26 protein-coding genes are annotated in these 26,078 nt (G+C 54.7%); 8 read left to right on the top strand and 18 right to left on the bottom strand.

Translation table 11 applies throughout. The annotated features are described in order from the left end of the window. Positions 1–12 precede the first annotated feature (12 nt). Both cysZ and HZS80_RS01435 read left to right on the top strand, forming a co-directional pair. Positions 13–756, top strand: a complete 744-nt coding sequence (gene cysZ / locus HZS80_RS01440) for a sulfate transporter CysZ (protein WP_179914926.1) — start codon at positions 13–15, stop codon at positions 754–756. Between the two features lie 87 nt (positions 757–843). Further along, positions 844–1,338 (top strand): copper chaperone PCu(A)C, encoded by a 495-nt coding sequence (locus tag HZS80_RS01435; protein WP_035556165.1) that lies wholly within the window; start codon positions 844–846, stop codon positions 1,336–1,338. Positions 1,339–1,430: 92 nt separating this feature from the next. On the opposite strand, the gene HZS80_RS01430 is transcribed toward HZS80_RS01435, so the two are convergent. The 7 genes from HZS80_RS01430 to HZS80_RS01400 all read right to left on the bottom strand — a co-directional run bounded on the left by HZS80_RS01430 (position 1,431) and on the right by HZS80_RS01400 (position 7,754). Next, a complete protein-coding gene (locus HZS80_RS01430; protein ID WP_052703691.1) occupies positions 1,431–1,760 on the bottom strand; it encodes a hypothetical protein in 330 nt (109 codons plus the stop codon). Between the two features lie 518 nt (positions 1,761–2,278). Further along, positions 2,279–2,581, bottom strand: coding sequence for a hypothetical protein (locus HZS80_RS01425; RefSeq protein ID WP_179914925.1), 303 nt, complete (start codon positions 2,579–2,581; stop codon positions 2,279–2,281). Between the two features lie 909 nt (positions 2,582–3,490). Beyond that, the gene (locus HZS80_RS01420) at positions 3,491–3,805 is read right to left on the bottom strand and encodes a hypothetical protein (protein ID WP_035556169.1); all 315 of its coding nucleotides are present in this window, start codon (positions 3,803–3,805) and stop codon (positions 3,491–3,493) included. Positions 3,806–4,115: 310 nt separating this feature from the next. Continuing rightward, entirely contained in the window at positions 4,116–5,402 is a 1,287-nt protein-coding gene (gene phoR, locus HZS80_RS01415; protein ID WP_035556171.1) for a phosphate regulon sensor histidine kinase PhoR, read from the bottom strand. A 2-nt stretch (positions 5,403–5,404) separates the two neighbouring features. After that, entirely contained in the window at positions 5,405–6,094 is a 690-nt protein-coding gene (gene phoB / locus HZS80_RS01410) for a phosphate regulon transcriptional regulator PhoB (protein ID WP_008957133.1), read from the bottom strand. 107 nt (positions 6,095–6,201) lie between these two features. Beyond that, complete coding sequence (ubiA, locus tag HZS80_RS01405; RefSeq protein ID WP_035556174.1) at positions 6,202–7,095, bottom strand: 4-hydroxybenzoate octaprenyltransferase; 894 nt, start codon at positions 7,093–7,095, stop codon at positions 6,202–6,204. Positions 7,096–7,130: 35 nt separating this feature from the next. After that, entirely contained in the window at positions 7,131–7,754 is a 624-nt protein-coding gene (locus tag HZS80_RS01400) for a chorismate--pyruvate lyase family protein (protein ID WP_281662223.1), read from the bottom strand. A gap of 38 nt (positions 7,755–7,792) precedes the next feature. Between HZS80_RS01400 and HZS80_RS01395 the strand changes: the two genes are divergently transcribed. From HZS80_RS01395 to HZS80_RS01380, 4 genes are all read left to right on the top strand, one after another. Continuing rightward, positions 7,793–9,028, top strand: a complete 1,236-nt coding sequence (locus tag HZS80_RS01395; protein ID WP_179914924.1) for an NAD(P)/FAD-dependent oxidoreductase — start codon at positions 7,793–7,795, stop codon at positions 9,026–9,028. 126 nt (positions 9,029–9,154) lie between these two features. Continuing rightward, positions 9,155–9,427, top strand: coding sequence for an HU family DNA-binding protein (locus HZS80_RS01390; protein ID WP_007112276.1), 273 nt, complete (start codon positions 9,155–9,157; stop codon positions 9,425–9,427). After that, positions 9,427–9,783 carry a hypothetical protein gene (locus HZS80_RS01385; protein ID WP_008957129.1) on the top strand — a complete coding sequence of 119 codons (357 nt, stop codon included), beginning with the start codon at positions 9,427–9,429 and terminating at the stop codon, positions 9,781–9,783. The genes HZS80_RS01390 and HZS80_RS01385 overlap by 1 nt, the downstream gene beginning before the upstream one ends. A 64-nt stretch (positions 9,784–9,847) precedes the next feature. Further along, positions 9,848–10,762, top strand: a complete 915-nt coding sequence (locus HZS80_RS01380) for a LysR family transcriptional regulator (protein WP_179914923.1) — start codon at positions 9,848–9,850, stop codon at positions 10,760–10,762. Here the strand turns inward: HZS80_RS01380 and HZS80_RS24045 are convergent. The 7 genes from HZS80_RS24045 to HZS80_RS01345 all read right to left on the bottom strand — a co-directional run bounded on the left by HZS80_RS24045 (position 10,715) and on the right by HZS80_RS01345 (position 16,917). Next, entirely contained in the window at positions 10,715–10,888 is a 174-nt protein-coding gene (locus tag HZS80_RS24045; protein WP_179915070.1) for a hypothetical protein, read from the bottom strand. The genes HZS80_RS01380 and HZS80_RS24045 overlap by 48 nt on opposite strands. Before the next feature lie 10 nt (positions 10,889–10,898). Further along, positions 10,899–11,774 carry a VOC family protein gene (locus HZS80_RS01370; RefSeq protein ID WP_179914922.1) on the bottom strand — a complete coding sequence of 292 codons (876 nt, stop codon included), beginning with the start codon at positions 11,772–11,774 and terminating at the stop codon, positions 10,899–10,901. A gap of 75 nt (positions 11,775–11,849) precedes the next feature. Beyond that, a complete protein-coding gene (locus HZS80_RS01365; protein WP_179914921.1) occupies positions 11,850–13,415 on the bottom strand; it encodes an aldehyde dehydrogenase family protein in 1,566 nt (521 codons plus the stop codon). Next, positions 13,412–14,317, bottom strand: a complete 906-nt coding sequence (locus HZS80_RS01360) for an NAD(P)-dependent oxidoreductase (protein ID WP_179914920.1) — start codon at positions 14,315–14,317, stop codon at positions 13,412–13,414. The genes HZS80_RS01365 and HZS80_RS01360 overlap by 4 nt, the downstream gene beginning before the upstream one ends. 133 nt (positions 14,318–14,450) lie before the next feature. After that, positions 14,451–15,608 carry a M20 aminoacylase family protein gene (locus HZS80_RS01355; protein ID WP_035556185.1) on the bottom strand — a complete coding sequence of 386 codons (1,158 nt, stop codon included), beginning with the start codon at positions 15,606–15,608 and terminating at the stop codon, positions 14,451–14,453. A 9-nt stretch (positions 15,609–15,617) separates the two neighbouring features. Next, positions 15,618–16,112 carry a hypothetical protein gene (locus HZS80_RS01350; protein ID WP_035556187.1) on the bottom strand — a complete coding sequence of 165 codons (495 nt, stop codon included), beginning with the start codon at positions 16,110–16,112 and terminating at the stop codon, positions 15,618–15,620. Beyond that, complete coding sequence (locus tag HZS80_RS01345) at positions 16,099–16,917, bottom strand: DUF3100 domain-containing protein (RefSeq protein WP_022521099.1); 819 nt, start codon at positions 16,915–16,917, stop codon at positions 16,099–16,101. Before HZS80_RS01345 ends, HZS80_RS01350 begins: the two co-directional genes overlap by 14 nt. A 171-nt stretch (positions 16,918–17,088) precedes the next feature. Between HZS80_RS01345 and yccS the strand changes: the two genes are divergently transcribed. Next, entirely contained in the window at positions 17,089–19,287 is a 2,199-nt protein-coding gene (gene yccS / locus HZS80_RS01340; RefSeq protein WP_179914919.1) for a YccS family putative transporter, read from the top strand. 3 nt (positions 19,288–19,290) lie between these two features. On the opposite strand, the gene recG is transcribed toward yccS, so the two are convergent. Together recG and HZS80_RS01330 are read right to left on the bottom strand one after the other, a co-directional pair. Then, positions 19,291–21,369 (bottom strand): ATP-dependent DNA helicase RecG, encoded by a 2,079-nt coding sequence (recG, locus tag HZS80_RS01335; protein ID WP_179914918.1) that lies wholly within the window; start codon positions 21,367–21,369, stop codon positions 19,291–19,293. Beyond that, positions 21,366–22,295, bottom strand: a complete 930-nt coding sequence (locus HZS80_RS01330; protein ID WP_179914917.1) for a hydrogen peroxide-inducible genes activator — start codon at positions 22,293–22,295, stop codon at positions 21,366–21,368. Before HZS80_RS01330 ends, recG begins: the two co-directional genes overlap by 4 nt. 234 nt (positions 22,296–22,529) lie before the next feature. Between HZS80_RS01330 and HZS80_RS01325 the strand changes: the two genes are divergently transcribed. Continuing rightward, positions 22,530–23,411, top strand: coding sequence for an SDR family oxidoreductase (locus HZS80_RS01325; RefSeq protein WP_179914916.1), 882 nt, complete (start codon positions 22,530–22,532; stop codon positions 23,409–23,411). 10 nt (positions 23,412–23,421) lie between these two features. On the opposite strand, the gene HZS80_RS01320 is transcribed toward HZS80_RS01325, so the two are convergent. Further along, entirely contained in the window at positions 23,422–23,811 is a 390-nt protein-coding gene (locus HZS80_RS01320) for a RidA family protein (RefSeq protein ID WP_101145463.1), read from the bottom strand. A 109-nt stretch (positions 23,812–23,920) separates the two neighbouring features. Further along, entirely contained in the window at positions 23,921–26,053 is a 2,133-nt protein-coding gene (locus tag HZS80_RS01315) for a RelA/SpoT family protein (protein ID WP_179914915.1), read from the bottom strand. Positions 26,054–26,078 lie beyond the last annotated feature (25 nt).

Genomic DNA, 26,078 nt, shown 5'->3' with positions numbered 1-26,078 from the left:
GTCTCCCCCACCATGCTGGATGCTGTCACTGCGCTTAGCCGAGGTACACGCTGCGTGTATCAGTCAGGTATGCGACGCTATGTTTTTCTGCCTATTTTAGTCAACCTGATTGTTTACGTCAGCATGTTCAGCTTCGTGCTCAACCGCTTCGGTGGTTGGCTAGATCATTGGATGAACATGGTGCCAACATGGCTTGATTGGCTCTCCTGGCTTATCTGGCCTCTTTTCGTGATTAGCCTGTTAGTAGTAGTGTTTTTTACCTTCACGCTGGTGACCAGCCTGATCGCCGCGCCTTTTTACGGTTTTTTGGCCGCTAAAGTCGAAACCCAAGTGACTGGCCGTGAACCGATTGATGACCGCAACCTTACTAAAACAGCCATTGATGCCATTGGCCGCGAATTTGTTAAGCTCGCCTATATTTTGCCCCGTGCCGCCGGTCTGTTTGTGCTTAGCTGGATCCCAGGGCTGAACTTAGTATCCCCCCTGCTGTGGGCGCTATTCTCCGCCTGGATCATGGCCATTACTTATCTAGACTACCCAATGGATAACAATAAGGTGACGTTTGCCGATATGCGCCAACGGCTCTCGAAACACTGGTGGCAAAGCCTCAGTTTTGGAGGATTAGTCACGCTAATCACCTGGATTCCGCTGGCCAATCTATTTCTGATTCCCGGCGCTGTCGCGGGTGCCGTACTACTCTGGGATGATCATTACCGAAATGTACATGGTGATACACGCGGCATCACACCGCAGTAGGCGCTTATTACCCAGGCGACACCACTTTGCTACCTTTATGGTTTGTTCGTCTATCCTGGACTCAATTAACAACAAAGGAATTACCGCATGCTAAAACCGACGGCTTGGCTGGGTGGCATACTCTTGATTAGCGCTATGTCTATTTCGATGGCATCTATGGCCGTAGCCCACGACGTAAAAACTAAGGCTCTGCGCATTGCGCATCCCTTCGCTACCCCTACCCCACCGGGGGCGGTAAACGGCGCAGCCTACATCGATATCACCGCCTTTTCAGACCCTATTACTCTTATCGGCGCGAGCAGCCCTGTGAGCAGCAACGTTGAGCTGCATGATATGCAAATGGACGGCGATATGATGCAGATGCGGCATGTGGATGAGATTCGTGTCGAGGCAGGGGAGACTTATACCATGCGGCCGGGTGGCGGCTTTCACTTAATGCTGATTGGCCTAAGCGAGCCGTTAAAGGAGGGTGAGCGGTTCCCTCTCACGCTCACCTTTGCAGAACAAGACGATGTGGATATTGAAGTCTGGATACAGAGCGCCCAGGAAGGCAGCGAAGCTGCTGATGGGCATCACCACTGATGTGGGCTGCAGTTAACATATAGCAAAAACCCCGCTTCGGCGGGGTTTTTAGCGAGCAACGATTACATTAGCAGTTACACTTATTCCATTATTTACCAGTCGGTACTATCGCCTTCACCCCGGTTGAGTTCCCCTGAAGTGTAACCCTCTTGGCGAGAAGTAGACCCTTCTTCAGCCGTAGAAGGACGGCTACTGGAGGGCGAAAAGTCCAAGCTCTCGCTTTCATCACGGTTCAAGTCGCCCGCCGAGACATGAGATTGTTTTGAAGCGGCATGTGACTCAGGTTTGTCGATGACACCCTGACCAGCGGTACGGTCTTGGTTCAGCTCAATAGATGAGTGCGCCATCGCCAGAGGGCTCGCGACCAGACCAAAAGCAATACCTACCAGGGCGACATTTTTGCTCATTTCTTTTAGCAGCATGGTGTTCTCCTCATTATTCATGGATTCCGTTCGATGATGATTAGAACGGCTGTTACGCTTTACGTTGCACATTAGGCGACAAAAAAGACATATAAATTATTATTTAATAATTAAACACTTACACCAAAATATCGCTTAAAAATAATTAACCAACCCTTTTGTGCCCAAAATGATTGTGCATTAATTACTCATATGGCTGCTATCTATACATAGCGACGCAATGAAATTAGGCTCCCCTAGAAAGCAGCACCTTAAACGAGAGAAAAATGGTTTGAGAGAGTGTGGGATGTCACAAAAAATCAGACCCCGCATCAGCGGGGTCTAAGGACACAATACTTTGACAATGACTAGCGCTAGCTTCCTTTCCGCTCCAACCTTGGAATTTAACCCTGACCAGCGCTCTGATTGTCGATTGATTCACTCCTTGAATCGACCTGCATCCCTATCGGTGTGACACGCATCTGCGTGATTAACTCACACCTCAAACGTAATACATTCCGCTTAATTGCAAACTTTTGTTACCAAGCGTTGCCATCGCCTACGTCATGCGTCAAATCTTTAGCGGTATATTCTGCTTGAACACTAGTACGATGGGATTCTGCCTTAATAACATTAGGGCGATCACCTACGTCGTACATCAAATCAGATGGGGTAAAAACTGCTTGTTCATGTGTGCGCTGTGATTGAGCCTGAATTGGTTCATCATTAACAGACAGATCTTGATTAGCTTTGATGGAAAAATTTGCGAATGCAACTGGGCTCGCCAGCAAACCGAATGCAAGTCCTACAACAGCTGATTTTTTAAAAAGAACGTTAAACATAGTATTACTCCAAATGACTGCTTAATACCGCTGAAGTGAAGAAAGAAGGGCCTGCTGGCTTGCTTCTCTCTGCGGTGACCTCACTGCCCTGATAAAGCAGTTACCGTGCCAACCTCCACTATATTTAATAAAATTAAATAAAAACAATTACTTACTAAGTATCAATTGCGCACAATATTAAGCCACTAAAAACAAAAGCACGCAAAATACATGTGCACAAATGACACATGCGCAAAATTGTCTGTGCCTTTATGGCACACTCATCCTCAAACGCTAATATTAAGAATTACTTTTAAAGCTAACCTCATCGCGCCTGTGCTACGTTATCGAGTAGTAGACTTAGGCTTTGTACGAAAACTGCCTGCGCTCGACAATACGGCGTTAAAAATCGCCTCGAAATGCTCATTTACACCTCGTAAACTCCGCTTTCTCGTTAATTTTGCCTTGTCTAGTCTTCGCTCGCCGACTTTTCGTACAAAACCTAGACTACTCATGGATGAACTAGACTACTCATGGATGAAAGGGGCGAGAGTAGCTCACGATATGCACTCAAAAAGGTAGGTAGGTAGGTAGGTAGGTAGGTAGGTAGGTAGGTAGGTAGGTAGGTAGGTAGGTAGGTAGGTAGGTAAAAATAGGGAAATGCAGTAGAAGAAGCCCACAAAAAGCAGGCAGCAAAAAATCAGACCCCGACTGGCGGGGTCCGATATCAGAATAGGCTATAGGTAATAACTAACGTTAGCTTCCACTCCTTGTAGCGGACTCCAGCCTTGGAATTAACCCTGACTAACGTTTGATTTCCTAGTGATTCATCCTTGAACCTGAAAAGCATCCTTGCCTTTGTAACATCCTATCAATTACCTTTTCATCCGTTGAAAAGACGTTCTTTGATATCTAAATGATAATTAACAATTAACTACCGCTGTTTTCTTCTACAAGCTCATCGTCGTCATACTCAGCGTCATCTGAGTGATCGCTTGACTGAGGATCCATGTCGCTGGCTCCATCACCTTCGTCATGGGTTAAATCGTTAGTCATGTCTTTAGTATCATGACCGTCTGAACTATCAGTACCTTGGGGATCCATTGGTTGCTCTTCAGCTGTAATTCCCTGATTTTCATCAATAGCTGAATTTTCATCTGTTTGAGCAAAAGCTAACGGGCTTGCCATCAAACCAAAAGATACACCTAAAATGCCAGCTTTCTTGAGTAAATCCTTGGACATCATATTCCACCTCCGATCGCTGTTTATTACCGCTTGGTTAAGAAAGAAGGGCTTATATACAAGCCAGCATTTCCTGCGGTCGTCTTCCTTATTTTTAACAATGCAGCGGGCATGCCAAAAACAAAAAAAATAAAATTAAACAAATAAAAATCAATAACTTAATTAAAACAAGTTAAGCTATATCACTCTGTTAACATCGAAATACCAAGCCTAAAAACTGTATAAAAATGGCACATGAGCAAACTCTTACCAACCTCACATGCCAATATTGCACACCTTTACAGGTATGGTGCGAAAGGTCGCTTACTGAGACCTATACAAGACGTGAAGCGGGAAATGAGCAGCGAAAAAGCGCCCCTTTACCCGGGTGGGATTCAATCTGTAATTGCGCATCGTGGCGTAATAGTACGTGCTTGACGATTGCCAAGCCTAAGCCAGTGCCGCCAGTTGCGGTGCTGCGGCCTTTGTCGACACGGTAAAAACGTTCGGTTAGTCGGGGAATATGGACAGGATCAATCCCTTCACCATTGTCTTCCACATCGATATAGCCGCCACCAGTCGCGCTAGCTTTCCAGCGTAATGTGATGTGGCTACCTGCTGGCGTATAGCGAACGGCATTGAAAGCGAGGTTAGAGATGGCGCTACGAATTTCCTGTTCACTACCCAGCAGGCGTGCATCGCTTTCAAGCGCGACTGTAATGGTATGACGCTGATTCGACAGCGCCAGCGCATCATCACAAATGCTTTGTAGCAAAGGCCCTAGCGACAGCGGATGGTGATCTTCCCCCCCCTGGTCGATTTCCAACCGAGAGAGCAGCAATAGATCATTGACCAGGTTTTGCATTCGCTGCGTCTGTTCCTGCATCTGGTTGATGCTTTTGCCCAAACGCGGCGGCAACTGGTCAGCAATATCGCTGTAGGTTTCCAGATAGCCGGAAAGGACGGTTAGCGGCGTGCGCAGCTCGTGAGAGACGTTGGCAACAAAGTCGCGCCGCATCTGTTCCAGGCGGTGCAAGCGCGTGATATCCCGGGCCATTACCAGCCGTTCATCGTCGCCGTACAGGGTAATTTGATACTGCAGGATTCGACGCTCGTCAATCGGCGACGTCAGCGTTAGCGGCTCGCCATACTCCCGGGCATTGAAATAGCGGATGAAACTTGGCTCACGCAGTAGGTTGGTAATGTGTTGACCACGATCATGGGCGGTTTGTAGCCCCAGCATGTTCGTTGCAGCACTGTTCCACCATTCCAGATCACCGTGGCGGTCGAGCATGACCACACTGTCGCGCATCGCTTCAGACGACTCTTGAATACGGGCCAAGGTAGCGCGCAGCCGACTTTGCGTTATACGCTGGCTTTTCTGATAGCGGTATAAACGATCAAACAATTCACCCCACATACCGTGAGCGGCAGGCGGCTCATCGTGAGGATGTAGGGTTAGCCATAAATAAAGTTCGCGTAGCTGCCGCAAGTGATAGAACAGACATACTGCAAGCCCTGCCGCAAGCCCTAGCCCTGCTGAGCCCAATAACCAGCCTAAGCAAGTACCCAGTGTGGCCAGCCATGCTAGACGCCACAGTTCACGGCTCCATAGGCGCACATTTACACCCGTGCAGAGAAACGGTATCCGGTACCCCGAACCGTTTGAATCAGGTTTTGATGCACATCGCCCAGCGCTTTTCGTAAGCGGCGAATATGCACATCGACCGTGCGCTCTTCAACGTAAACATTGCCGCCCCACACTTGGTCAAGCAGCTGGCTGCGTGTGTAAGCGCGCTCTTGGTGAGTCATAAAAAACTGCAGAAGACGATACTCGGTCGGACCCATTTCTAACGCTTTGCCGTGAGCGCTTACCCGGTGACTTACCGGGTCAAGCAACAGGCCATTAATCTCAATTGGGTCCTCAACGCCACGGGGCGTCGCGCGGCGCAGCACTGCTTTTAACCGTGCCACCAATTCGCGGGGCGAAAAGGGCTTGGTGATATAGTCATCGGCGCCAGCTTCAAGCCCTTGGATCTTATTATCCTCTTCGCCTTTAGCGGTGAGCATAATAATCGGGATCTCGGCGGTAGCTTCTTCGCGCTTCAAGCGCCTAGCCAGCTCAATACCGCTGGTGCCAGGCATCATCCAGTCAAGCAGCAATAAATCAGGTTGGTGGTCAACCACCATGGCATGAGCATCCTGGGCGTTATCTGCTTCGAGCACACGGTAGTCAGCCATTTCCAGCGCTACCGCGATCATCTCGCGAATCGACGATTCATCATCGACAATCAGAACGGTTTTGGCGGTCATACCAGAGCCTCACGGTGTGCAAAAAAGCCAGTTCAAAGAAAAACAGTTCAATGACATGTCAGTGACGATAACACCATGACTTGATGACAGTTACATGACAATGGCAGTTACTGACCCGCCGCAGGCCACCAACTTAGCGCAATACCCGCAAAAATCAGCAGCCCCGACCAGTGATTATTCAGAAACGCCTGGAAACAGAGATCCCGCTCCTGATAACGAATTAAGCGCTGCTGATGCAGGAAAGTTGCCGCCATTGCAGCGAGCCCTAGCCAAAAGAACCCACCTAACCCAACCCGCCAGCCTACCCATGCCAGCAACCCCAGGGTGGCTACCTGGAGTAGGCCGATTATTAGGCGATCCGCGTCGCCAAACAGCACAGCTGTCGATTTAATACCAATTTTTAAATCATCGTCGCGATCGACCATGGCGTATTGCGTGTCGTACGCCACCGTCCATAGCACGTTTGCACCGAAAAGCAGCCACGCTTCCAACGGCACATGGCCCAGCACGGCGCCAAAGGCCATTGGAATTGCCCATGAGAATGCCGCCCCCAGCACCACCTGGGGAAAGTGCGTATAACGCTTCATGAACGGGTAAATAACCGCCAGAAATACTCCGCCCAGCGAGAGCAGCACCGTAAACCAATTAGTCAGTAGCACCAAAATAAACGCTGTGGCCACCAAACCAATAAACAACAATTGAGCCTCGGTTTCGCTGATTCGACCGGTGGCGAGCGGGCGATGCTTAGTGCGTTTCACATGGCCATCGAAATGGCGATCTGCATAATCGTTCACCACACAGCCAGCCGCGCGCATGACGTAAACACCGGCCACAAAAATCAGCAGTACATCACGGCCGGGTACCCCTTTAGCGGCAATCCACAGCGCCCAAAGCGTCGGCCACATCAACAACCAAGTGCCAATGGGTCGATCCAAACGCATCAGCTGTATAAAATCTGCCACGCGAGCCCATCCCTTCGGCCGCAACAGTGAACGATCCATGCTTACCTCACGAAAAATAAGATGCAGGCGCTAGCCTAGCGCGATGGCAGGTCAAGGTCATCCGCCATCGCACGCAAAAAATACTCCTGCACCAACAACGACAGTCCACCGTGCTTACCGCCGTGATAAAACACTGAGCGTCGGCCCCAGGTACAGTCGCTCTCGATACCGTTCATACGAGCAAATAAGGGGGATTGGGTAGTGGCTTCAAGCGGCCCGCGAATTAAACCTGGCTGACGAAATAACCAACTGCCTAGCGAGCGCTCACCTAACCCTTCCAAACGCTGGCCCTTTAACTGCGTAAGCGGGGCGACGGAGCGCGCTACCACCCACGGCGTTTCATCCAAGCACAGCGCGACTTCACGCAGCCATGCGTAGCGCTTGGGAGCAATGCCCAACGCCCGTGCCTCATCCTCTCGCGGCCAGCCGACACCCTGGCGTAGCAGCCGCACCCGAAACTGTTTCTCACCACCAGCGATTATTAAGCGGGCGGTTAACGAGTCGGTAGAAGCAACCCACTGCCACCAGGAAGGGCTCATGGCAGGCCGCGCCGCAGCAACGGGACGCCAGCTCGAAAAGTGAGAAGTTTGCCGAAAAGCTGCAGGCGTCACCAAGTTCTCCAGGGCAATAAACGGATCGACTAGTGTAACATGCAGCACTAACAGGCTTTTGTTTCAGCGACTTTTTTGGTGTCTGCATGCCCACCTCACAACCAGAGCTCTCTTCATCCCATGCTGCGCTGGTCATTATTGGCACGGGAATGGCCGGGATTGGCTTAGCCCGGGCACTACGCCGTCTCGGTGACCAGCGTTCAATCACGTTGATTAGTGCTGACAGCGGTGACGATTACAGCAAACCGTTACTCTCCACCGGCTTCGCTAAAGGCCTAGCGCCCGACAAACTGGCCCAGCGAAACGCTGCCGAGCTGGGCGATGAGTTAAACGTCCGCATCATTACCCACACCCCCGTGGCGGCACTGGATGTGGATAACCGGACACTTCTTCTCGACGTTGGACAAGCGCCCAACTATGAAAAACTAAGCTCTGAAAAACTAAGCTCTGAAAAACTAAGCTACGAAACACTGGTATTAGCCACTGGCGCTGCGCCCAGGGTACCATTCAGCATCGACCCCAGCGTAGCCCCACGCTGTTTCACCATTAATGACTTAGACGACTACCGACGCTTTTATCAGGCGTTAGGCCAAGGCCCAGCAAGGGTGGCGATTGTTGGCGCCGGGCTGGTCGGCTGTGAATTTGCTAATGACCTGTACGCCGGAGGTCATCACGTCAGCGTCATAGCGCCTGAAGCTACGCTACTGCCCCGCCTGCTGCCCACACCGCTGGGCAACGCCCTGGGCGATGCCTTCAATGAGGCAGGCATCCGACTCTGCTTAGGCCGCACGATAGATTCACTAACACCCAGCAGTGGTGATGACATCGTATTACGATTGGATAACGGCGAGGCTATCAGCGCCGATCTCGTACTAATGGCAACTGGCCTAACGCCGCGTACGGCGCTTGCCGAAGCCGCGGGTCTTAGCGTATCGCCGAGCGGCATACAAGTTGACCGCCAACTGCGTACTTCACACCCCGATATTTACGCCCTGGGCGATGTCGCCTGCGTCGATGGCGTTAACGCCATGTACGTGCAGCCGCTGCAAGCGAGCGCCAAGGCATTGGCGGCAACGCTTGCGGGCACTCCCACGTTGGTCAGCTTTGGCGCTTGGCCAATAGTCGTTAAAACCCCCCTGCTGCCAGTGGTCGCCTACCCGCCAACCACCCCACCTGAACGCTGGCGAATTGAAGGCGAAGGTGGCGATATCAGTGCGTTAGCCGAAAATAAAGACGGACGTTTGATTGGTTTTGCGTTGACAGGGGGCTGCGTGAGAAGGAAAGTGGAGCTTTCCAGAGCAGCACCTACGCTGCTAGGCTGATTTTCGTCGCGTTCACGACTAGGCTAGAGAAGCTACCTAGTGCTAATGACGCGCCCAACAACCTGCATTTGCTTTACGCTCGATTCTTTAACAAAAGTTCGATTGTTTACTAAAGGGAGATTTCTTATGCGCAAACCTGAACTCGCTGCTGCCATCGCTGAAAGTGCCGACCTGTCAAAAGACAAAGCAGGCCAAGTACTGAACGTTATTTTGGATGAGATCACTAACAGCGTTGCTAAGGGCGAAGATGTCGCTCTGATCGGCTTCGGTACCTTTACGGTACGTGAGCGCGCAGCACGTACCGGTAAAAATCCACAAACCGGTGCCCCACTACAAATTCCGGCCAGCAAAAATGTTGCCTTTAAGCCAGGCAAAGGACTTAAGGACGCCGTTTCCTAATGAAGCTCAAGCTGACGCTGTGGCTGCTGGGCATATTGCTCAAACGTGCCCTGCGCCGCAAGCCGCGCTTTCGTGAACAGTTAGAACGCATGCGCGGCCTGGACTGGGGAATCGCCACGGAAGATCTAAGCATCGCCCGCCACTACCGGATGACGCCGAAAGGCATCAGCACCGGTAAAGGGCTGCCCGTCGACTTAGACCTTGAACTGCGTTTCCGAGACCAAGCCACTGCGTTAAAAGTGCTCAAAAAGCCAACTCAGCAGGCCTTTCTTGACGGCATGATGAGTGGCAACGTGCGTTTAGTGGGCGACTCCGCCGATATGAACAAGCTGCAGAAGCTGCTCAAATATTTGTAGCCCAGTATTTGCAGTATTGAGCGATCAGCAAAGGGTAAACCAGGCAGAGGTATAACAGCTACCGATGGACATACCTCATCAACGCTTAGTGTACTTCCGCGTTACCCTGGAGTCTGGTTCAGTGCGCCGTGCTGCGGCGCGTCTGGACATTGCTCCCTCGGCGGTCAGCAGGCAAATTTCGCTGCTGGAGGAAGCCTTGGGAGCCACCCTCATGGAGCGTCAGCGCGACGGCATTTCACCCACCCCCGTAGGAGAAATGCTGCTTGAGTACTGCGAACGTCGCGGCGCACTGGACGAAGGCTTTATCGCGTCACTTGAAGCCTACCAGCGCATGGAAACCGGCAAGATATCGCTCACCGTCGGTGAAGGATTTGTCAGTGACCTAGTAGCGTCGCCGCTGCACGAATTTATCCAGCTTTATGCGGGTATCCAACTCGATATCCATACGGCAGGCACCTCGGGCATTATTGATGCCATTGTCGGCGATCATAGCCATATCGGCTTGATGTTCCATGAGCGTACCCATCCCCAGCTGCGTTTTTGGTCATCTACCCCTCAGCCACTCATGGCTATTCTGCCGCCCAACCACCCTTTGACCAGACAGACGTCACCGATCACACTGACCCAGCTTAGCGATCAGCCGATGGCCATGTGGGACACCACCCATGGGGTACGTCAAATGGTCGACCAAGCATTTCAGCAGTCACGCATAGTCCCGCGCATGGCAATGAATACCAATTCAATGGTGGTATTAGCACAATATGTGCGCAGCGGCATGGGTATCACCCTGCTGCCTGACTTTGCTGTTGCGCACGATTTGGAAGCTGGCACGCTAGTGGCGCGTCCGGTAGATAATCCGCTGTTTCAGCGCTCCCAGGCCCACATGGTCACGCGGGTAGGAAGGCAACAGCCCAAGGCCAGCATTCTGCTCCTACGCCACCTGCAGCGCTGGATGCAAGCGTTTCGCGATGTGAATTAGCGCGCAGTCGCAGGCAGTCCCACCAGTCGCTCCAGCGGTTACGCTTTTTGTGACAATGGCGCCAGCACCGATTCGCGAGCCCTCACCAATTTCAATATTGCCGAGCACAACGGCGTTTGCACCCAGAAAAGTATTCTCACACCGTGATTTGAGAAAAACGCAGCACCGTTCCGCCTAACACTTCAGGCGGTATATCGGCCTGATGGGCGTTCAGTGGTACAAAAGGTAGCGAGCGCTTCTGCCAGTGATTAATCGCCACGGCAATATCATCACAGGCCAGTGTTAACGCCACCGCTCTGGCGGGCACTGACGGGAGCCCTGCCAACATTTCAAAGCGCTCGCCTATTGCCCAGTCGCTTAATAAGTGGCAAACCCCTTTATCGGTGTGGATTTTAAAGCCTCCTGTTTGCGTTTGAATCGCTTCATCGCCATGGATACGACGAAACTGCTCCAAGTCTCGAGCAGGGCTATCTGACACATACCAAATATCGGTAATAGACGTCGCCGTATTAGCGTGCCGCTCAAGGGTCGGGTCTGTGCGAAACAGCTCAGGACGCAATTGCTGGCACAAGAACTGGGTAAGGAAAGGCTGCTGAGGGTCATGGAGGATATTTAACGCTACGCCCACTTCTACATCACCACTGGCAAGATGTGCCAGTCGGCGAAACTCAATAGGCAAATGGCCTTCAAAACCACGCGCAGTCAACAGCGCATGATCCGTCGACATTGCTTCACTTTCTAATGCCACCATGGCGATCCCCTCGCCAATGGCTAAGCGATCTTCCACCAATTTGGCAAATTGAAAGCCATTGCTATCCCGATAATCCGTTAGCTCTGGATGTGCAATGCCAATCAATTCAATGAAATTATTGTGTAAAAACAGCAGGTGATTATCGGTACCCCAGGGGTGGCTGTGGCGCGGATTGAGGGTAAAACCCAATGCGGCCGCGCGCTCGGCGGCCACATCTAAATCGGCTACCGCGACTAAGGGGTGATCAATGCCAAAGCTCATTGCAGTAACTCCTCACGCTGCTGGAGCGAAGCGCCCCAGCAAGTTAGAACAATATCCTCAGGTCCCATGGGACAATCAACCAACGCCGCTGCCGTAGCCAAATGCCACGCTGGCTTCCGGTGCCGTTTCCACCCAGACGCTTTGCGGCACCGTGTATTCGCGCAGGCCGTCCAAACCGCTAGAGCGGCCAAAGCCGCTATCGCCAAAGCCACCAAACGGTGACATCACGCTGATCGCCTTATAGCTATTGATCCACACCGTTCCCGCCCGTAACTGGCCAGCGACACGATGTGCCCGCGCCACATCCTGGCTCCAAACGGCGCCGGCCAGTCCAAAACGGGTTTCGTTGGCGAGCTGAATGGCTTCGGCTTCGTCATTAAAGGCCATGGCGATCAGCACCGGGCCGAAAACCTCTTGCTGAGCGATCTCCATATCCGGCGTGACCTCGACCAGCACGGTAGGGGCGATAAAATAGCCGTGGGCCTCGTCTGGCAGTCCTTCGGGACGCTTGCCACCCGTTAACACTCTCGCGCCTGCCGCTTCGGCGGCCTCAATCATCCGGGTGACCTGCTCAAATTGTCGGCGATTCTGCAAAGGCCCCATGCGCGTCGCTTCATCGCTGGGAAGGCCGACCGCAATCTGTTCCGCGGCCCGGGCCAAACGGCTGGTGACCTGCTCAAACACCGAACGCTCAATCAACAGCCGTGAGCCCGCCACACAGCTCTGCCCTGCGGCGGCAAAAATCGCCGCTTGGGCACCGGCGACGGCTTCGTCCAGCTTGGCATCGGCAAAGACGATATTGGCAGATTTGCCCCCCAGTTCTAACACGCTGGGCACCAATCGGCGTGCGCCGGCTTCAGCAATCATGCGGCCACTCTGGGGAGAGCCCACGAATACCAGCTTGCTGATAGTGGGGTGGTCGGTCAGCGCTGCGCCAGTCGACTTGCCCAGCCCATTGACGATATTTATTAACCCTTTAGGAAGCCCCTGACCGAACTTTCCAGAGCATTCGAGCAGTTGGGCAATTACCACCGATGAGAAGGGCGTCAGTTCGGAAGGCTTCAGTACTACGCCGTTGCCCGCTGCAATCGCCGGGGCCAGTTGCCATGCGCAGGTGAACATCGGGGCGTTCCAGGGGGTAATTTGCCCCACCACGCCATAGGGCACATGACGTACATAGTTAAGGTGCGAGGTAGGCACTGGAATCACTTCGCCGTGCTGCTTGTCGCACCAGCCCGCGTAGTACTCAAACATTTCCCGCACTTTGCCTACTTCAGCGCGGCAGTCGCGAATCGGCTTACCGGCAACGACGCTTTCTAGCTGCGCCAGCGCCTCTTCATGGCCCTCCAGCCCGCGTATTGCAGCATTCATGCGCCGTCCACGCTCGCTGGCGGTGAGCGCCATCCATTCACGTTGCCCACGCGTAGCCGCTTGAGTAGCACGCTCAATCAACGCCGTGCCCGCATCACAATAGCTCACCAGGGCTTCGCCGGTGGCCGAATTGATCAGGGTGATTTCCTCACCCTCCCCTGCGACTAATGCCCCATCAATCCAGTTGCTTAGCGGCGTGGCAGCGGCTAAGCCGAAACCTTTAAGCAGTTCAGCAAGATGGTCACAGGCATATTGGCTAAGTGAGTTCATTGGCTGCCCTCCGCTTGGCTGCCACGCGCTAATATCGGCGTGGTGATATGGTTAAAGTCGTCGCTATCAGCTGGCTGTTCGGGGTTCGCATGCCAAGCATCAACAACAGCTTGTAGCAACGGCAAGGGGATACCGAGTTGCTCAGCGGCATCCCGCGCCAGACGCAGGTCTTTACGCATCAAACCGGAGGTAAAGCCAGAATCGAAGCGCTCGCTCAGCACCCACTCCGGGAAGTTCACCTCGCTAACCGCGCTGCGCCCTGAGCCGCTATTAAGGCCCGCCAAGCAGGCGGCGGGGGCAACGCCCGCTTTGGCTGCCATCGCCACGGCTTCGGCGGTGGTTAACAAGTGCGCGGCACACAGGTAATTATTGGCAAGTTTGACCACATGGCCGCTGCCCGGGCCGCCCACATGGGTGCGCTTGGCCGACATCGCTTCCAGCATCGGCAATACCCGTTCGATAGTGCGTTCATCGCCTCCCAACAACATCCCCAACTTGCCGCTGGCAGCGCCTTTCGGGCCGCCGCTAACCGGAGCATCCAACCATAGAAGGCCCGCTGCGGTTACTTTTTTAGCCAATTCACGCGTCACGGCGGGGGCGCTGGTGGAGGTATCAACAATCACGCTACCTTTCGGCGCAAGGTTAAGCAGGCCTGGAGATTGCTCAATCACTTCACGCACATGGGCAGAGGTGGGCAGCGACAGCAGGTAAACGTCGCTTGCGGGTAGTTCTTCGGGAACCACAACGGTTAACCCTTGAGCAGCAAGGCGCGACCGCGCTTGCTCAAATACATCGCTACCCGTTACTTCAAACCCTGCTGCTTTGAGGGTGAGCGCCATATTGCCACCCATCTGACCCAGCCCAATGACGGTAATGGTTAAAGGCTCAGCTATTAAAGACATCCTAAAACTCCCTAAGCGCCCTTTTGATAACGAGACGCTATGCTTGGTATGGATATTTGGCGTAGACGCTCCCCTACCCAGTGGGCATCAGAGAGCGTGTAACGTTAGTTCTTAAAGAGACTTAACCCTGGGTTTAGACGAGAAGCGCCCTTACCAGCTCCACCCAGTAGCGCACACCCATCGGCAGCAAGGCGTCGTTAAAGTCATAGCGTGGGTTATGCAGCGAAGCGGAATCCTCGCCATTGCCCATCCAGATATAGGCCCCTGGGCGCTCGGCCAACAGGAACGAGAAATCCTCAGAGGCCATGCTTGGCGGCGGGTTGCGAATCACATTGTCGCTGCCAAGTAAGTTTTCCAGCACCGAGGCGCAGTGCTGGGCGTGTTCAGGGGTATTGATCGTGGCGGGATAGCAGCGCTGGTAATCCAGCTCAACGGTTAAGCCGTGGAACTCCGCCAAGCTGGCAATCGCCTGCTTAAAGCGTGCCTCCAGGTGCTCTTTAAGCGCCATATCAAAACAGCGCAGCGTGCCACGAAGCGCCACCTGTTCGGGAATCACATTGAAGGTATCCCCCGCGTTAATGCTGGTAATACTCAGCACGGCAGATTTGTCCGGCGGCGTTTCACGACTCACCAGCCCTTGCAGTTGGCTGATCAGTTGGCAGCTCGCCAACACCGTATCCGTACCTAAATGGGGCATCGCCGCATGGCAGCCCTTGCCAGTCAGCATCAGGCTAAAGATGTCGAAGGCAGCCATGACGTCGGTATCGTGCACCGCTGCGACGCCTACGGGCAGACCCGGCCAGTTGTGCAGGCCGTACACGGCATCCATAGGGAAGCGCTCAAACAACCCCTCTTCGACCATGACGCGTCCACCGCCTGCGCTCTCTTCGGCGGGCTGAAAGATAAACACCACCCGGCCTTTGAAATCCGGCTGCTGCTTTAGCGCCCAGGCGGCGCCCAATAGCATGGTCGTGTGGCCATCGTGGCCGCAGGCGTGCATCTTGCCCGGCGTTTGCGACGCGTAGGCAAGCGCAGTCTCTTCTCGTATATCTAAAGCGTCGATATCGGCCCGTAGGCCGATGGTTTTGCCTTCACCCTGTTGACCATCCAGAGCGGCTACCACACCCGTTCCGGCAATCCCGGAGGTTACCTCAAAGCCCCACTCAGTCAGCAGCTCGGCAATACGCGCACTGGTGCGGTGCTCCTCAAACGCCGTTTCCGGGTGCTGATGAAAATCATGGCGCCACGCTTTTAGTTCTGCACTATCCGGTAAGTCTACTGAAGCAGTCATCGTCTATCCTTAAAGCATCACGTGAGCGACAACGGCAGAGCCGATAAAGGTGCCGGTGAATACCAGCAGGGCCACAATCACCAGCTTCCAGCCGGTTTGCTTGAACATGGCAAACTCACGCCCGGTAAGCGCCAGCCCTGCGTAGGCCAATACCGGCGTGACCACTGCCAGGAAATCCACCTCGGCCAGCCGTGCGATGATCCACCCATTACCCGGGAAGAATGGCAGCGTCGCGATAATACTGATCAGCGATACCCAGGCCACACTGGGCAGGTAAAAGGGGCATATGCGCCCGATGACCAAGCCGATAATGACCATGACATACAGAATCAACATGCCGGGCAGCGCATCTAATAAAGGCGAACCGTTGACGATATTGCTAAACCATGCCGCCACACACACGGCTGCCAGTACCAACGCGGTTTTGCCTAGCTGGTTTTCGGGACGTAGCTCTTTTAACGCCTCAGCATCGAACTGATCGATTGGGCTCTCATGAGTTTTCATGGCTAACCTCCTGGCGCGAGCCTTTTAAGCGCTTGTACATCCACTCGGTGATCGGTAGCGCGATAAATAGCGATATATACAGACCGGTGGCGTAAGTAAGCAGGTTGCTTGCCCCGGCAAAGGCGAGTAGTTCGTCTTTGGATGCGGGTACCGCTTCAGCTAATGCGGCCGAACACGCCGCCACCATACTGCCACTGCCCACCCCGCAGGCCATGGCCAAGGCACGAATATCGAGAATATCCAGCGAGGCGATATAGCCCGCCATTAAGGCGAAGTAGAGCGTACCGAACATGGTGCCTACTACGTACACGCCCATGATGCCGATGCCTTCAGGGCTTCTGAGGCCGTAGCGGTCTGAAATAATGGCAATATTGGGTTCGCGGGCGATAGAGTAGGTGGCACCGATCGCTTCACGGCCCATCTTGAGAACTAATACGGCAAAGGGTAGCGCTATCAGCATGGTACCGAGATTACCCAGTTCCTGGAGAATCAGCGCGGGGCCGGCAGCGATAATCTGCTCGATCGCAGGGCCAATGGTAGAACCGAACTTGGCGATAAATGGCAGGATGGCGATGAGAATAATCGGGCCAGCCGCATTGCTAACTGGCTTGGGAATGACCTTGCCCATTGCCGAGAAAAGATGAGGATTGAACAGTACGCCAATGATAAAAGCATAGAGCAGCGGTAGTAACAGCAGTGTTCCAGGCCCGAGGGGGATGCGTACGATGCCGACCCACTCGGCAAACATCGACGTCACTATCACCGTAAGATGTAGACGCCAGTCCAGCAGTAGCTTGAGATCCATAGGAGTGTCCCTGTTTTTTTTAGAGTCACTCCGAGTATCGAAAGGTTACTGTTTCAATCATAGGGCTTTAGTGCGCTATTTTTTAGAACACCCAAACGTTGAGTGCAGAGTAGCGACATCCAACGCCTACGCATTTATACTAAAGTCTAATAACCATCGATAAGAGCCTTTATGCCCATAACGTTGCCGCTACGGCGCCTTTGGACCCTGGATAAATTCGCCTACAGCCTGCGCGTTTTTATAGCGTTCAGCGGTGCGTTGCTATTTAGCGGCTTAATGGGCGATGTGGCGCTGGTCATTCCGCTTTTTCTGGGCATTATCGCCTGCGCGCTGTCTGAAACTGACGATAGTTGGCAAGGCCGTTTTCAAGCGTTGCTGGTAACGCTGGTGTGTTTTACCTCGGCGTCATTTATCGTGCAGTGGCTGTTTCCCTGGCCGTGGCTGTTTGTTGTGGGGCTAGGGCTTTCGACCTTTACCCTGATTATGCTCGGCGCTATCGGTCAACGGTATGCCACCATCGCTTCCGGCACGCTAATACTGTCGATCTACTCGATGATCAATATCGAGCAGCACGGCGGGGTCGATGAAGACGTGGCGGTACGCCAACTGCTGCTATTGGCGGGTGCGGTGTGGTATGGGTTAATCTCGGTAGTGTGGTGCGCGCTGTTTTCGCGCCAGCCGGTCAAACAGAGCATGGCGCGGGTGTACAAAGCGCTGGGCGAGTTTCTGATACTCAAATCAGCGCTGTTTGAACCGGTACGCGGTGTGGATGTGGAAGCCCGCCGGGTGGCTTTGGCGCGCCAGAACGGCAAAGTCGTCGATGCGCTCAACCAAGCTAAAGAGATGATTTTCAGACGCTTAGAGGGCCAGCGCGGCGACCAAAAACTCAACCGCTACCTGCGCATCTACTTTATCGCCCAGGATATTCACGAACGCGCCAGCTCCACCCACTACCCCTACAGCGCGCTCAGCAAAGCATTCTTCCACCACGATGTACTGTTTCGCTGTCAGCGGCTGCTGGATCAGCAGGGTCGCTCATGCCGTCAGTTGGCCAAATCGCTGCTACTCAATAGGCCGTTCGACCACCAGCAGAGCGAAGAGGCGCTGGCCGATTTACACGCTTCCATTGAGAACTTACGCGACCGAGGTAAGCCCGAGTGGCGCCCGCTGCTCTATCCATTAAGTGCGCTAGCAGAGAATCTGGCCACCCTGGAAAATCAGCTCGCCAGTGCCCATAACCCTGGTGTCAGCGATGATCGTCGCGATAGCTCACTGTATGACCGCTCGCCCTCCAGCGTATTGGAAGCGTGGAAGCGGGTGCGCCTAAACTTTACTCTCGGCTCCCCCACTTTTCGCCATGCAGTGCGGCTCTCCATTGCCCTCACGACCGGCTATGGGCTGATGCAGTGGATCGACCCCGAACAGGGCTTTTGGATTCTGCTCACCACGCTGTTTGTCTGTCGGCCCAACTTTGCTACCACGCGACGATTTTTGTCACAGCGGATTATTGGCACGGTATTAGGCCTGGTGGTGGGCTGGGCGTCGATCAGCCTCTTTCCGCATCCGCTAGTGCAAAGCATAATCGCCGTGGCCGCCGGGGTTTCGTTTTTCGCCAACCGCGAAAAACACTACGTGATCGCCACGGCGTCCATCACCCTGCTGGTGCTGTGCAGCTTCAACCAAGTGGGCGACGGCTATAACCTAATCCTGCCGCGCCTACTCGATACCCTGCTGGGCTCGCTGATTGCGGGCTTGGCGGTGTTTTTTATCCTGCCCGACTGGCAGGGGCGCAGGCTTTACCGGGAGGCCGCCAACGCGCTAACCAATCACCGCCGCTATCTGGACGAGATCATCCACCAGTACGAGGAGGGCAAGCAAGATGACTTGGCCTATCGCCTAGCCCGGCGCAATGCCCATAACGCCGATGCAGCGCTCTCCACCCTGCTCACCAATATGCTCCATGAACCGGGGCACTACCGGAAATTGGACGCGGACAACGGCCTACGCTTTTTAGTACTCTCCAATACCCTGCTCAGCCACCTTTCAGCGCTAGGCGCCCACCGCCACCAGTTAGCAGACGATGAAGACGACGCCACACTGGTGCCGGTAGCAAAACGTATCGGTGAGCTGTTGGGTCAGATTGCGGAACGATTACGCCAGCGCCAGCCGGTTGAGGCGCTAACGGATCAAGCCGCTGAACTGTTAGCCCAGTTAGAAGAGCAGAATGCGGTAGCAGCAGACAAACAAGCGGTCACCCTCTACCGACCTATCCAGAGCCAGCTACGTTTTATTACCGAGCAATTGGCCCCGCTGGGCGAAGCCGCTAATCGATTGGTGGGAAGCGGCAATGAAGATCACAGCCACCGCTAACGCCTAAACCTGCCCATAGCGCCCTGCCGCCTCGCCTAACCAACGACGTACCAGCACGGCGGTAATTTCGGGATTGCCCTGCAGCGTTTGGGCCATGGTGCTGACTCGCTCCAGAAGATCGGCATCGCGTTCCAGGTCGGCGATTTTCATCTGTGCCAAGCCAGTTTGGCGAGTGCCGAGCACTTCGCCGGGGCCACGAATTTCCAGGTCTTTCTCGGCGATGCGGAAACCGTCAGTGGTTTCGCGCATCACCGCCAAGCGCTGGCGGGAGCTTTTCGACAGTGGCGGATGGTAGAGCAGTACGCAGAAGCTTTCCGTGCTGCCCCGTCCTACCCGGCCCCGTAGTTGGTGAAGCTGAGAAAGCCCCAGGCGTTCAGGGTTTTCGATAATCATCAGGCTGGCGTTGGGCACATCCACCCCCACTTCGATTACCGTCGTCGCTACCAGCAGGTCCAGCTCCCCCGCTTTAAAGGCGGTCATTACTTCGGCTTTCTCGCTCGACTTCATGCGCCCGTGCACCAACCCTACCGCCAATTCAGGAAGCGCTACGGTTAGCTCATCCCGGGTGACTTCGGCAGCCTGACACTGCAGCACTTCGGATTCGTCAATCAGCGTACAGACCCAATAGGCCTGACGGCCTTCGCTACAGGCCAGTCGAATACGCTCAACCACTTCAGGGCGACGCTCATCGGGCACCACCACGGTTTTCACCGGCGTACGGCCGGGAGGTAGCTCGTCGATCACCGAAACATCCAGATCTGCATAGGCACTCATGGCTAAGGTGCGGGGAATCGGTGTGGCGGTCATGATCAGCTGGTGTGGAGTAAGCCCGCCCGCTTCGCCTTTCTCGCGTAGCGCCAGGCGCTGATGCACGCCAAAGCGGTGCTGCTCATCAATAATCGCCAACCCCAGGCACTGGAAGTGCACGTCGTCCTGAAACAGTGCATGAGTGCCCACCACCATACGCGCGCGGCCATCGGCAATCGCCGCTTTGGCATCCAGCCGCGCTTTGCCTTTGAGCTTGCCCGCCAGCCACGCTACTTCGATGCCCAGCGGCTCAAACCAGGCTTTGAACGAGCGGTAGTGCTGCTCGGCGAGGATTTCAGTGGGCGCCATAATCGCCGCCTGACAATTGCCCGCCAAAGCGCTCAGCGCGGCCATAGCGGCGACCACGGTTTTACCCGATCCCACATCCCCCTGAATCAAGCGCAGCATCGGCGCGGGGCGGCTCAAGTCGTGGCCGATCTCTTCAAGTACCCGGCGTTGAGCACCGGTCAAGGCAAACGGTAATTGGGCCAGAAAGCGCGCCTGTAGGCTGCGCCCGGAGGGCAGCGAAGGAGCGCCATCCGCCTGTATGCGCAAGCGAACCTCGCGCAGGCTAAGCTGGTGAGCAAGCAGCTCTTCCAGCGCTAAACGCCGCGTGGCCGGATGCTGGCCGCTGGTGAGTTGCTCGATGTTCACATCGGGCGGTGGCTGATGTAACAGGTGCAGGCTGGCGTGCAAGCCCGGTAGCTGAAAGCGCTGAAGCAGCGTATCGGGAATCACATCGGGCAAGGCCTCGGGGGCGCTGTCGAGAAGCGCGAGCGCCTGTTGAGCCAGCGCGCGCAGCCGCGGTTGGTTCAAGCCTTCCGTGGTGGGGTAAATAGGTGTGAAATACTCATCGACCGGCGTTTCACTGCCACCACTGAGGCGGTATTCGGGGTGGTAGATCTCTAAACCGGTGGCCCCGGCCCGCGCTTCACCGAAGGCGCGTACCGTCGCGCCAGGGCGTAGCTGTTGCTGCTGGGCGGGCGAAAAGTGAAAAAAGCGCAGGCTCAGAATGCCGCTGGCATCACGCAGGCGTACCAACAGGCTGCGGCGGCGACCTTTAACCACATCGCAGGCGGTCACTTCGCCTTCTATCACCGCCTCCTGCCCTGCCCGCAGCAGGCCAATTGGCGTCAGCCGCGTGCGATCCTGATAGCGCAAGGGCAGGTGAAACAGTAGGTCGCTAACGCGCTCAATCCCCAGCCGGCCAAGCTTTAGCGCCAGCGCTTCGCCTACGCCCTTCAGCGCGGTAATCGGCGCGGAAAGATCGCTCATGGGGCGCTTTTCACGGCTTGGGCAGGTTGACGGCAGTGGCTGATCGCCTGAATCAGCGCCTCAATGGCTTTAGGGCGGGGAAAGCTCGCCCGCCAGGCGATCGCCACGGTGCGCGACGGTACTGGATCAACAAAAGGTCGACTGACCAGCATGGCATTTTCATACTGGTCGGTGCCCAGCGCGGACTGCGGCAGCACGGTGATGCCCAATCGAGAGGCCACCATATGGCGAATGGTTTCCAGCGACCCGCCTTCGGCAATCAGCGTATTGTTGGGGCTGTTGAGCTTTTGGGTAATCGCCGGGCAGGCTTCCAGAATCTGGTCCCGGAAGCAGTGACCTTCGCCAAGCAGCAGCAGGCGCTCTTCGAGTAAATCCTCTTTATTGATCGCTTCGCGCGACACCCAAGGGTGATTGGCGGGCATCAGTACCTCAAAGTCTTCCTCATAGATGGCCTTTGTCACTACATCGGTTTCAGTAAACGGCAGCGCCACAATAATCACATCCAGCTCGCCACTTCTGAGTTTGGCGCGCAGCGTGCCGGTCATGCCTTCTTCAATATACAGCGGCATCTGCGGGGCCGCGTTGGCCAGCGCAGGGACCAGATGAGGAAACAGGTAGGGTCCGATCGTATAAATCGCGCCAATGCGCAGCGGGTTGGCCAACTGATCTTTGCCGCTACTGGCCAGCTCGAAAATCAGCGTACTCTGTTCCAGCACACGCTGCGCCTGAGCAACGATCTTTTCACCCAGCGGGGTCACTTGTACGGTGGACTTAGAGCGCTCAAACAGCGGCGTTTCAAGCTCCTCCTCCAGCTTTTTCACCGCCACGGAGAGTGTGGGCTGTGAAACGTGGCAGCGTTCTGCCGCGCGTCCAAAGTGGCGCTCCTGGGCGAGGGTTACGATGTAGCGAAGTTCTGTTAAAGTCATAGCGGTGCCAGTGGCATCCTCTCGTAGCAGCTTGTGACTAGGGTATGTACGAAAACAGTGTTTGTGCGAAAACAGCGTTGTACGAAAAACCTAGCATCATAGCAGTCAGCGGGATGGTAAAGGACAAGCAAGCTCTGCCGACGGTTTTCTCACCCGACAATGACACAGTTCAATGTCAACGTTGGTAAAGACTTTGCATCTAATAGGGAATATTAATCAAGAGGAGTGAGCACGGTGAAGCTAACCGTACTGATTATCGGCTGTGGCGATATTGGGATCAACCTTGGGCGCGAGTTGCTTGAGGAAGGGCACCAAGTGATTGGGTTGCGGCGCAACATCGAGGCCTTAAAAGGCACCGGTATTAAGCCGCTAAAGCTGGATTTAAACGACCTCGAAGACGCCGATGCCAAAAGCCTTCCCCACGCCGACTATGTGGTTTATACGGTCAGCGCTGACCGTTTCGAAGAGAGTGCCTATCAAACCGCCTACCCAGAAGGGTTAAAGCGCGTGTTGCGTGTGATGGAGCAGCACAAGACGCCGCCGCGCCGGGTGTTTTTCGTCTCTTCAACCAGCGTACATGGCCAGCAGGAAGGCGAAGTAGTCAATGAAGAGAGCCCCACTGACCCCAGCAGCTTCTCGGGCACACTGATGTGCGAAGCCGAGCAGGCGCTGATCAATCATCCCCTGCCCGGCACGGTCATTCGCTTCTCAGGCATTTACGGCCCAGGCCGCGACCGGCTAATTCATCAGGTCGCTGAAGGCCGCGTGGCGGCGATCACCCCGGTGATCTATTCCAATCGCATTCACCGCGACGACTGCACCGGTATTATCGCCCACCTGATTCGCTATCAAGAGAGCGGTGAAACGCTGGCCGATATCTACCTGGGCAGCGACTGCGAGCCGGTCACCATGCATAACGTGATGATGTGGCTGGCAACTCAGTTAAAAGTGGAAGCCTCTGAAACTATGCAGTCACCGTTACGCCGTCGGGCCAGCAAACGGTGCGATAACCAGCGCATTGTTAGCACTGGCTATCAGTTCCGCTTTCCCAGCTACCGTGAAGGGTATGCACAGGTGCTGAAAGAAGGCGGCTTTCTAGAGGTCAACAGCGCCTAATTCAACCCGGTTAATCGCCAATCACCATGACCGCTTCGGCTTCCACCTGGCTGCCTTTGGGCAGCGCTTTCACGCCGACGGCGGCGCGGGCTGGAAAGGGAGCGGTGAAGAACTCTTCCATGACTTGGTTAACAATTGCAAAGTTATCCAAGTCGACCAAATACAGATTTAGCTTAACGATATCGCTCAGCGAGCCTGCCGCTTCTTCACACACGGCTTGCAGGTTGGTGAAGACCTGACGTGCCTGAGCTTCAAAATCTTCAGAGACAATCGTCATGGTGGTAGGGTCTAGCGGAATCTGGCCCGAGAGATACACCGTGTTCCCCGCTTTAATAGCCTGGGAGTACGGGCCAATAGCAGCGGGTGCTTTGCTGGTGTTGATAACAGCCTTATTGCTCATGCGATGTCTCGCTCCTTCAGTGGGTAATAAGTCGTTCTAATTAGTGCCCTGCCCACTCAGCCAATAGTAAACACTACCGATATACCATCAGCATGCTGTTATAGGCGTATTAGTTGGCGAGTCGGGTAATTTTGCTAACGTTGGGTAGATTTCGGATGCGTTTAATAATGCGTGCCAGATGCACGCGTCCTTTCACTGACAGCGTCAAATTAACGGTGGAAAGACGGGCATCGCGCTCTTCAATGCCGATACGCTCGATATTGGCATCGGCATCGGTGACCAGTCCGGCCAGTTCTGCCACCAGCCCTCGGCGGCTCTCAATTTCAATACGCAGTGCCACCGGGAAGTCTTCATCAATCGTGTCCGACCATTCCAGCGCGAAGAGCTTATCGGGATCGTTTTTATCAACCACGTTTTTACATTCGGCGCGGTGAACGACCAAGCCTTTGCCAGTAGAAAGGTGGCCCACCACAGGGTCGCCCGGTAGCGGGTGGCAGCAGCGCGCAAAGTTAGTCACCATGCCTTCACTACCGCTGATCACCACGGCTTTGCTGCCTTCAATACCGGCGGGGTGCTCATAAGTATCATCACCGTGGGCGGCATCCACTAAGCGGCGAGCCACCACGTGCGTCATACGGTTGCCTAGCCCCAGCGATTCCAACAGAGACTCTTCAGAAGAGACGTCCAACTCTTTAAAGGCGCGTTTAATAGCGCTTTCATCCAGCTCTTCCAGGCTGGTATCAAACGGCGCCAGGGCTTTATTGAGCAGCCGCCGACCCAGCATGACGGCTTCGGTCTGCTGCTGGTATTTCAGCGCATGGCGGATAGCCGAGCGCGCCTTGGCGGTGGTCACAAAGCTAAGCCAGGCAAGGTTCGGGCGCGCACCAGGGGCGGTAATAATTTCCAACGTCTGGCCGCTCTCTAAGCGTGTCGAGAGCGGTGCCAAGTGACGGTCAATCCGGCAAGCAATACAGTTATTGCCAATATCCGTGTGTACGGTATAAGCGAAGTCGATCACGGTCGCGCCTTGCGGCAGCTCCATGATGTCGCCTTTGGGGGTAAACACGTAGATATCATCAGGGAACAGGTCGTTTTTAACGTGTTCGATAAACTCTAGCGAATCGCCAGCGTGGCGCTGCATCTCCAGCAAACCTTTCACCCAGGCGCGAGCACGAGCGTGGCTGCCTTCGGCAATCGGGTGCGACGTTTGCCCTGCCTTGTAAAGCCAGTGAGCGGCAATACCGTTATTGGCCATCGCTTCCATCTCACGGGTACGTATCTGTACCTCAATAGGCATACCGCGAGAACCAAACAAGGTGGTATGCAGGCTCTGGTAGCCGTTCGCTTTGGGAATCGCAATATAGTCTTTAAAGCGCCCCGGTACCGGCTTATAGAGGTTATGCACCACGCCTAAAATTCGGTAACAGCTGGCCACATCTTCGGTAATGATGCGAAATCCAAACACATCCATAATTTCGGCGAAGGGCTTACGCTGGTCGCGCATCTTCTTGTAGATCGACAGTAGATGTTTTTGCCGGCCAATCACTGTGCCGTTCAGGCCATCTTCATCCAGGCTTTTTTGCAGCGATGACTGGATTTCACGCATCGCGCTGCGCCGATGCCCACGCGCTTTGGCCACCGCACGCTTGATGCGCTCGGCGCGCATCGGGTGAATCGCTTGAAAAGAGAGATCCTCAAGCTCAACACGAATAGTGTTGATGCCCAGTCGCCCGGCAATGCGGGCATAAATTTCCAGTGTTTCACGGGCAATGCGGCGCTTTTTATCAGGGCGCAAGGCGCCCAGGGTGCGCATGTTATGCAGCCGGTCGGCCAGCTTAACGATGATGACGCGGATATCCCGCGACATCGCCAGCACCATCTTCTGGAAATTTTCCGCTTGGGCGACGGCTTTGTCTTCAAAGGTGATTTGGGTAAGTTTGGATACCCCATCGACCAGTTCTGCTACCGGTTTGCCAAACTGAGCCTCCAGGGCCTTTTTGGAAACGCCGGTATCTTCGATAACGTCATGCAGCATGGCGGCCATCAGGCTTTGATGGTCCATGTGCATATTGGCAAGAATATTCGCTACCGCCAGCGGATGGGTAACGTAAGGCTCGCCGGAACGCCGCCGCTGGCCGTCGTGGGCCTGCTCAGCATAATAAAAGGCACGTTTGACCTGCTGGATTTCATCCGGGGGTAAATAGCCGCCGAGTCGATCGGCCAGGTCATCAATGGTGAACATCTACCGCGCCTCTATCGGTTCGTTG

The sequence above is a fragment of the Vreelandella glaciei genome, assembly GCF_013415125.1.
Lineage (GTDB): Bacteria > Pseudomonadota > Gammaproteobacteria > Pseudomonadales > Halomonadaceae > Vreelandella > Vreelandella glaciei.
The sequence above is the reverse complement of the archived record's forward strand: the minus strand, read 5'-3'. Positions and strand labels throughout refer to the sequence as shown.

Coding starts and splice junctions, on each gene's coding strand:
- cysZ (WP_179914926.1), top strand. CDS start 13: ATGCTGGATGCTGTCACTGCGCTTAGCCGAGGTACACGCTGCGTGTAT.
- HZS80_RS01435 (WP_035556165.1), top strand. CDS start 844: ATGCTAAAACCGACGGCTTGGCTGGGTGGCATACTCTTGATTAGCGCT.
- HZS80_RS01430 (WP_052703691.1), bottom strand. CDS start 1,760: ATGCTGCTAAAAGAAATGAGCAAAAATGTCGCCCTGGTAGGTATTGCT.
- HZS80_RS01425 (WP_179914925.1), bottom strand. CDS start 2,581: ATGTTTAACGTTCTTTTTAAAAAATCAGCTGTTGTAGGACTTGCATTC.
- HZS80_RS01420 (WP_035556169.1), bottom strand. CDS start 3,805: ATGATGTCCAAGGATTTACTCAAGAAAGCTGGCATTTTAGGTGTATCT.
- phoB (WP_008957133.1), bottom strand. CDS start 6,094: ATGACCGCCAAAACCGTTCTGATTGTCGATGATGAATCGTCGATTCGC.
- ubiA (WP_035556174.1), bottom strand. CDS start 7,095: ATGGATCGTTCACTGTTGCGGCCGAAGGGATGGGCTCGCGTGGCAGAT.
- HZS80_RS01395 (WP_179914924.1), top strand. CDS start 7,793: ATGCCCACCTCACAACCAGAGCTCTCTTCATCCCATGCTGCGCTGGTC.
- HZS80_RS01390 (WP_007112276.1), top strand. CDS start 9,155: ATGCGCAAACCTGAACTCGCTGCTGCCATCGCTGAAAGTGCCGACCTG.
- HZS80_RS01385 (WP_008957129.1), top strand. CDS start 9,427: ATGAAGCTCAAGCTGACGCTGTGGCTGCTGGGCATATTGCTCAAACGT.
- HZS80_RS01380 (WP_179914923.1), top strand. CDS start 9,848: ATGGACATACCTCATCAACGCTTAGTGTACTTCCGCGTTACCCTGGAG.
- HZS80_RS01370 (WP_179914922.1), bottom strand. CDS start 11,774: ATGAGCTTTGGCATTGATCACCCCTTAGTCGCGGTAGCCGATTTAGAT.
- HZS80_RS01365 (WP_179914921.1), bottom strand. CDS start 13,415: ATGAACTCACTTAGCCAATATGCCTGTGACCATCTTGCTGAACTGCTT.
- HZS80_RS01360 (WP_179914920.1), bottom strand. CDS start 14,317: ATGTCTTTAATAGCTGAGCCTTTAACCATTACCGTCATTGGGCTGGGT.
- HZS80_RS01355 (WP_035556185.1), bottom strand. CDS start 15,608: ATGACTGCTTCAGTAGACTTACCGGATAGTGCAGAACTAAAAGCGTGG.
- HZS80_RS01350 (WP_035556187.1), bottom strand. CDS start 16,112: ATGAAAACTCATGAGAGCCCAATCGATCAGTTCGATGCTGAGGCGTTA.
- HZS80_RS01345 (WP_022521099.1), bottom strand. CDS start 16,917: ATGGATCTCAAGCTACTGCTGGACTGGCGTCTACATCTTACGGTGATA.
- yccS (WP_179914919.1), top strand. CDS start 17,089: ATGCCCATAACGTTGCCGCTACGGCGCCTTTGGACCCTGGATAAATTC.
- recG (WP_179914918.1), bottom strand. CDS start 21,369: ATGAGCGATCTTTCCGCGCCGATTACCGCGCTGAAGGGCGTAGGCGAA.
- HZS80_RS01330 (WP_179914917.1), bottom strand. CDS start 22,295: ATGACTTTAACAGAACTTCGCTACATCGTAACCCTCGCCCAGGAGCGC.
- HZS80_RS01320 (WP_101145463.1), bottom strand. CDS start 23,811: ATGAGCAATAAGGCTGTTATCAACACCAGCAAAGCACCCGCTGCTATT.
- HZS80_RS01315 (WP_179914915.1), bottom strand. CDS start 26,053: ATGTTCACCATTGATGACCTGGCCGATCGACTCGGCGGCTATTTACCC.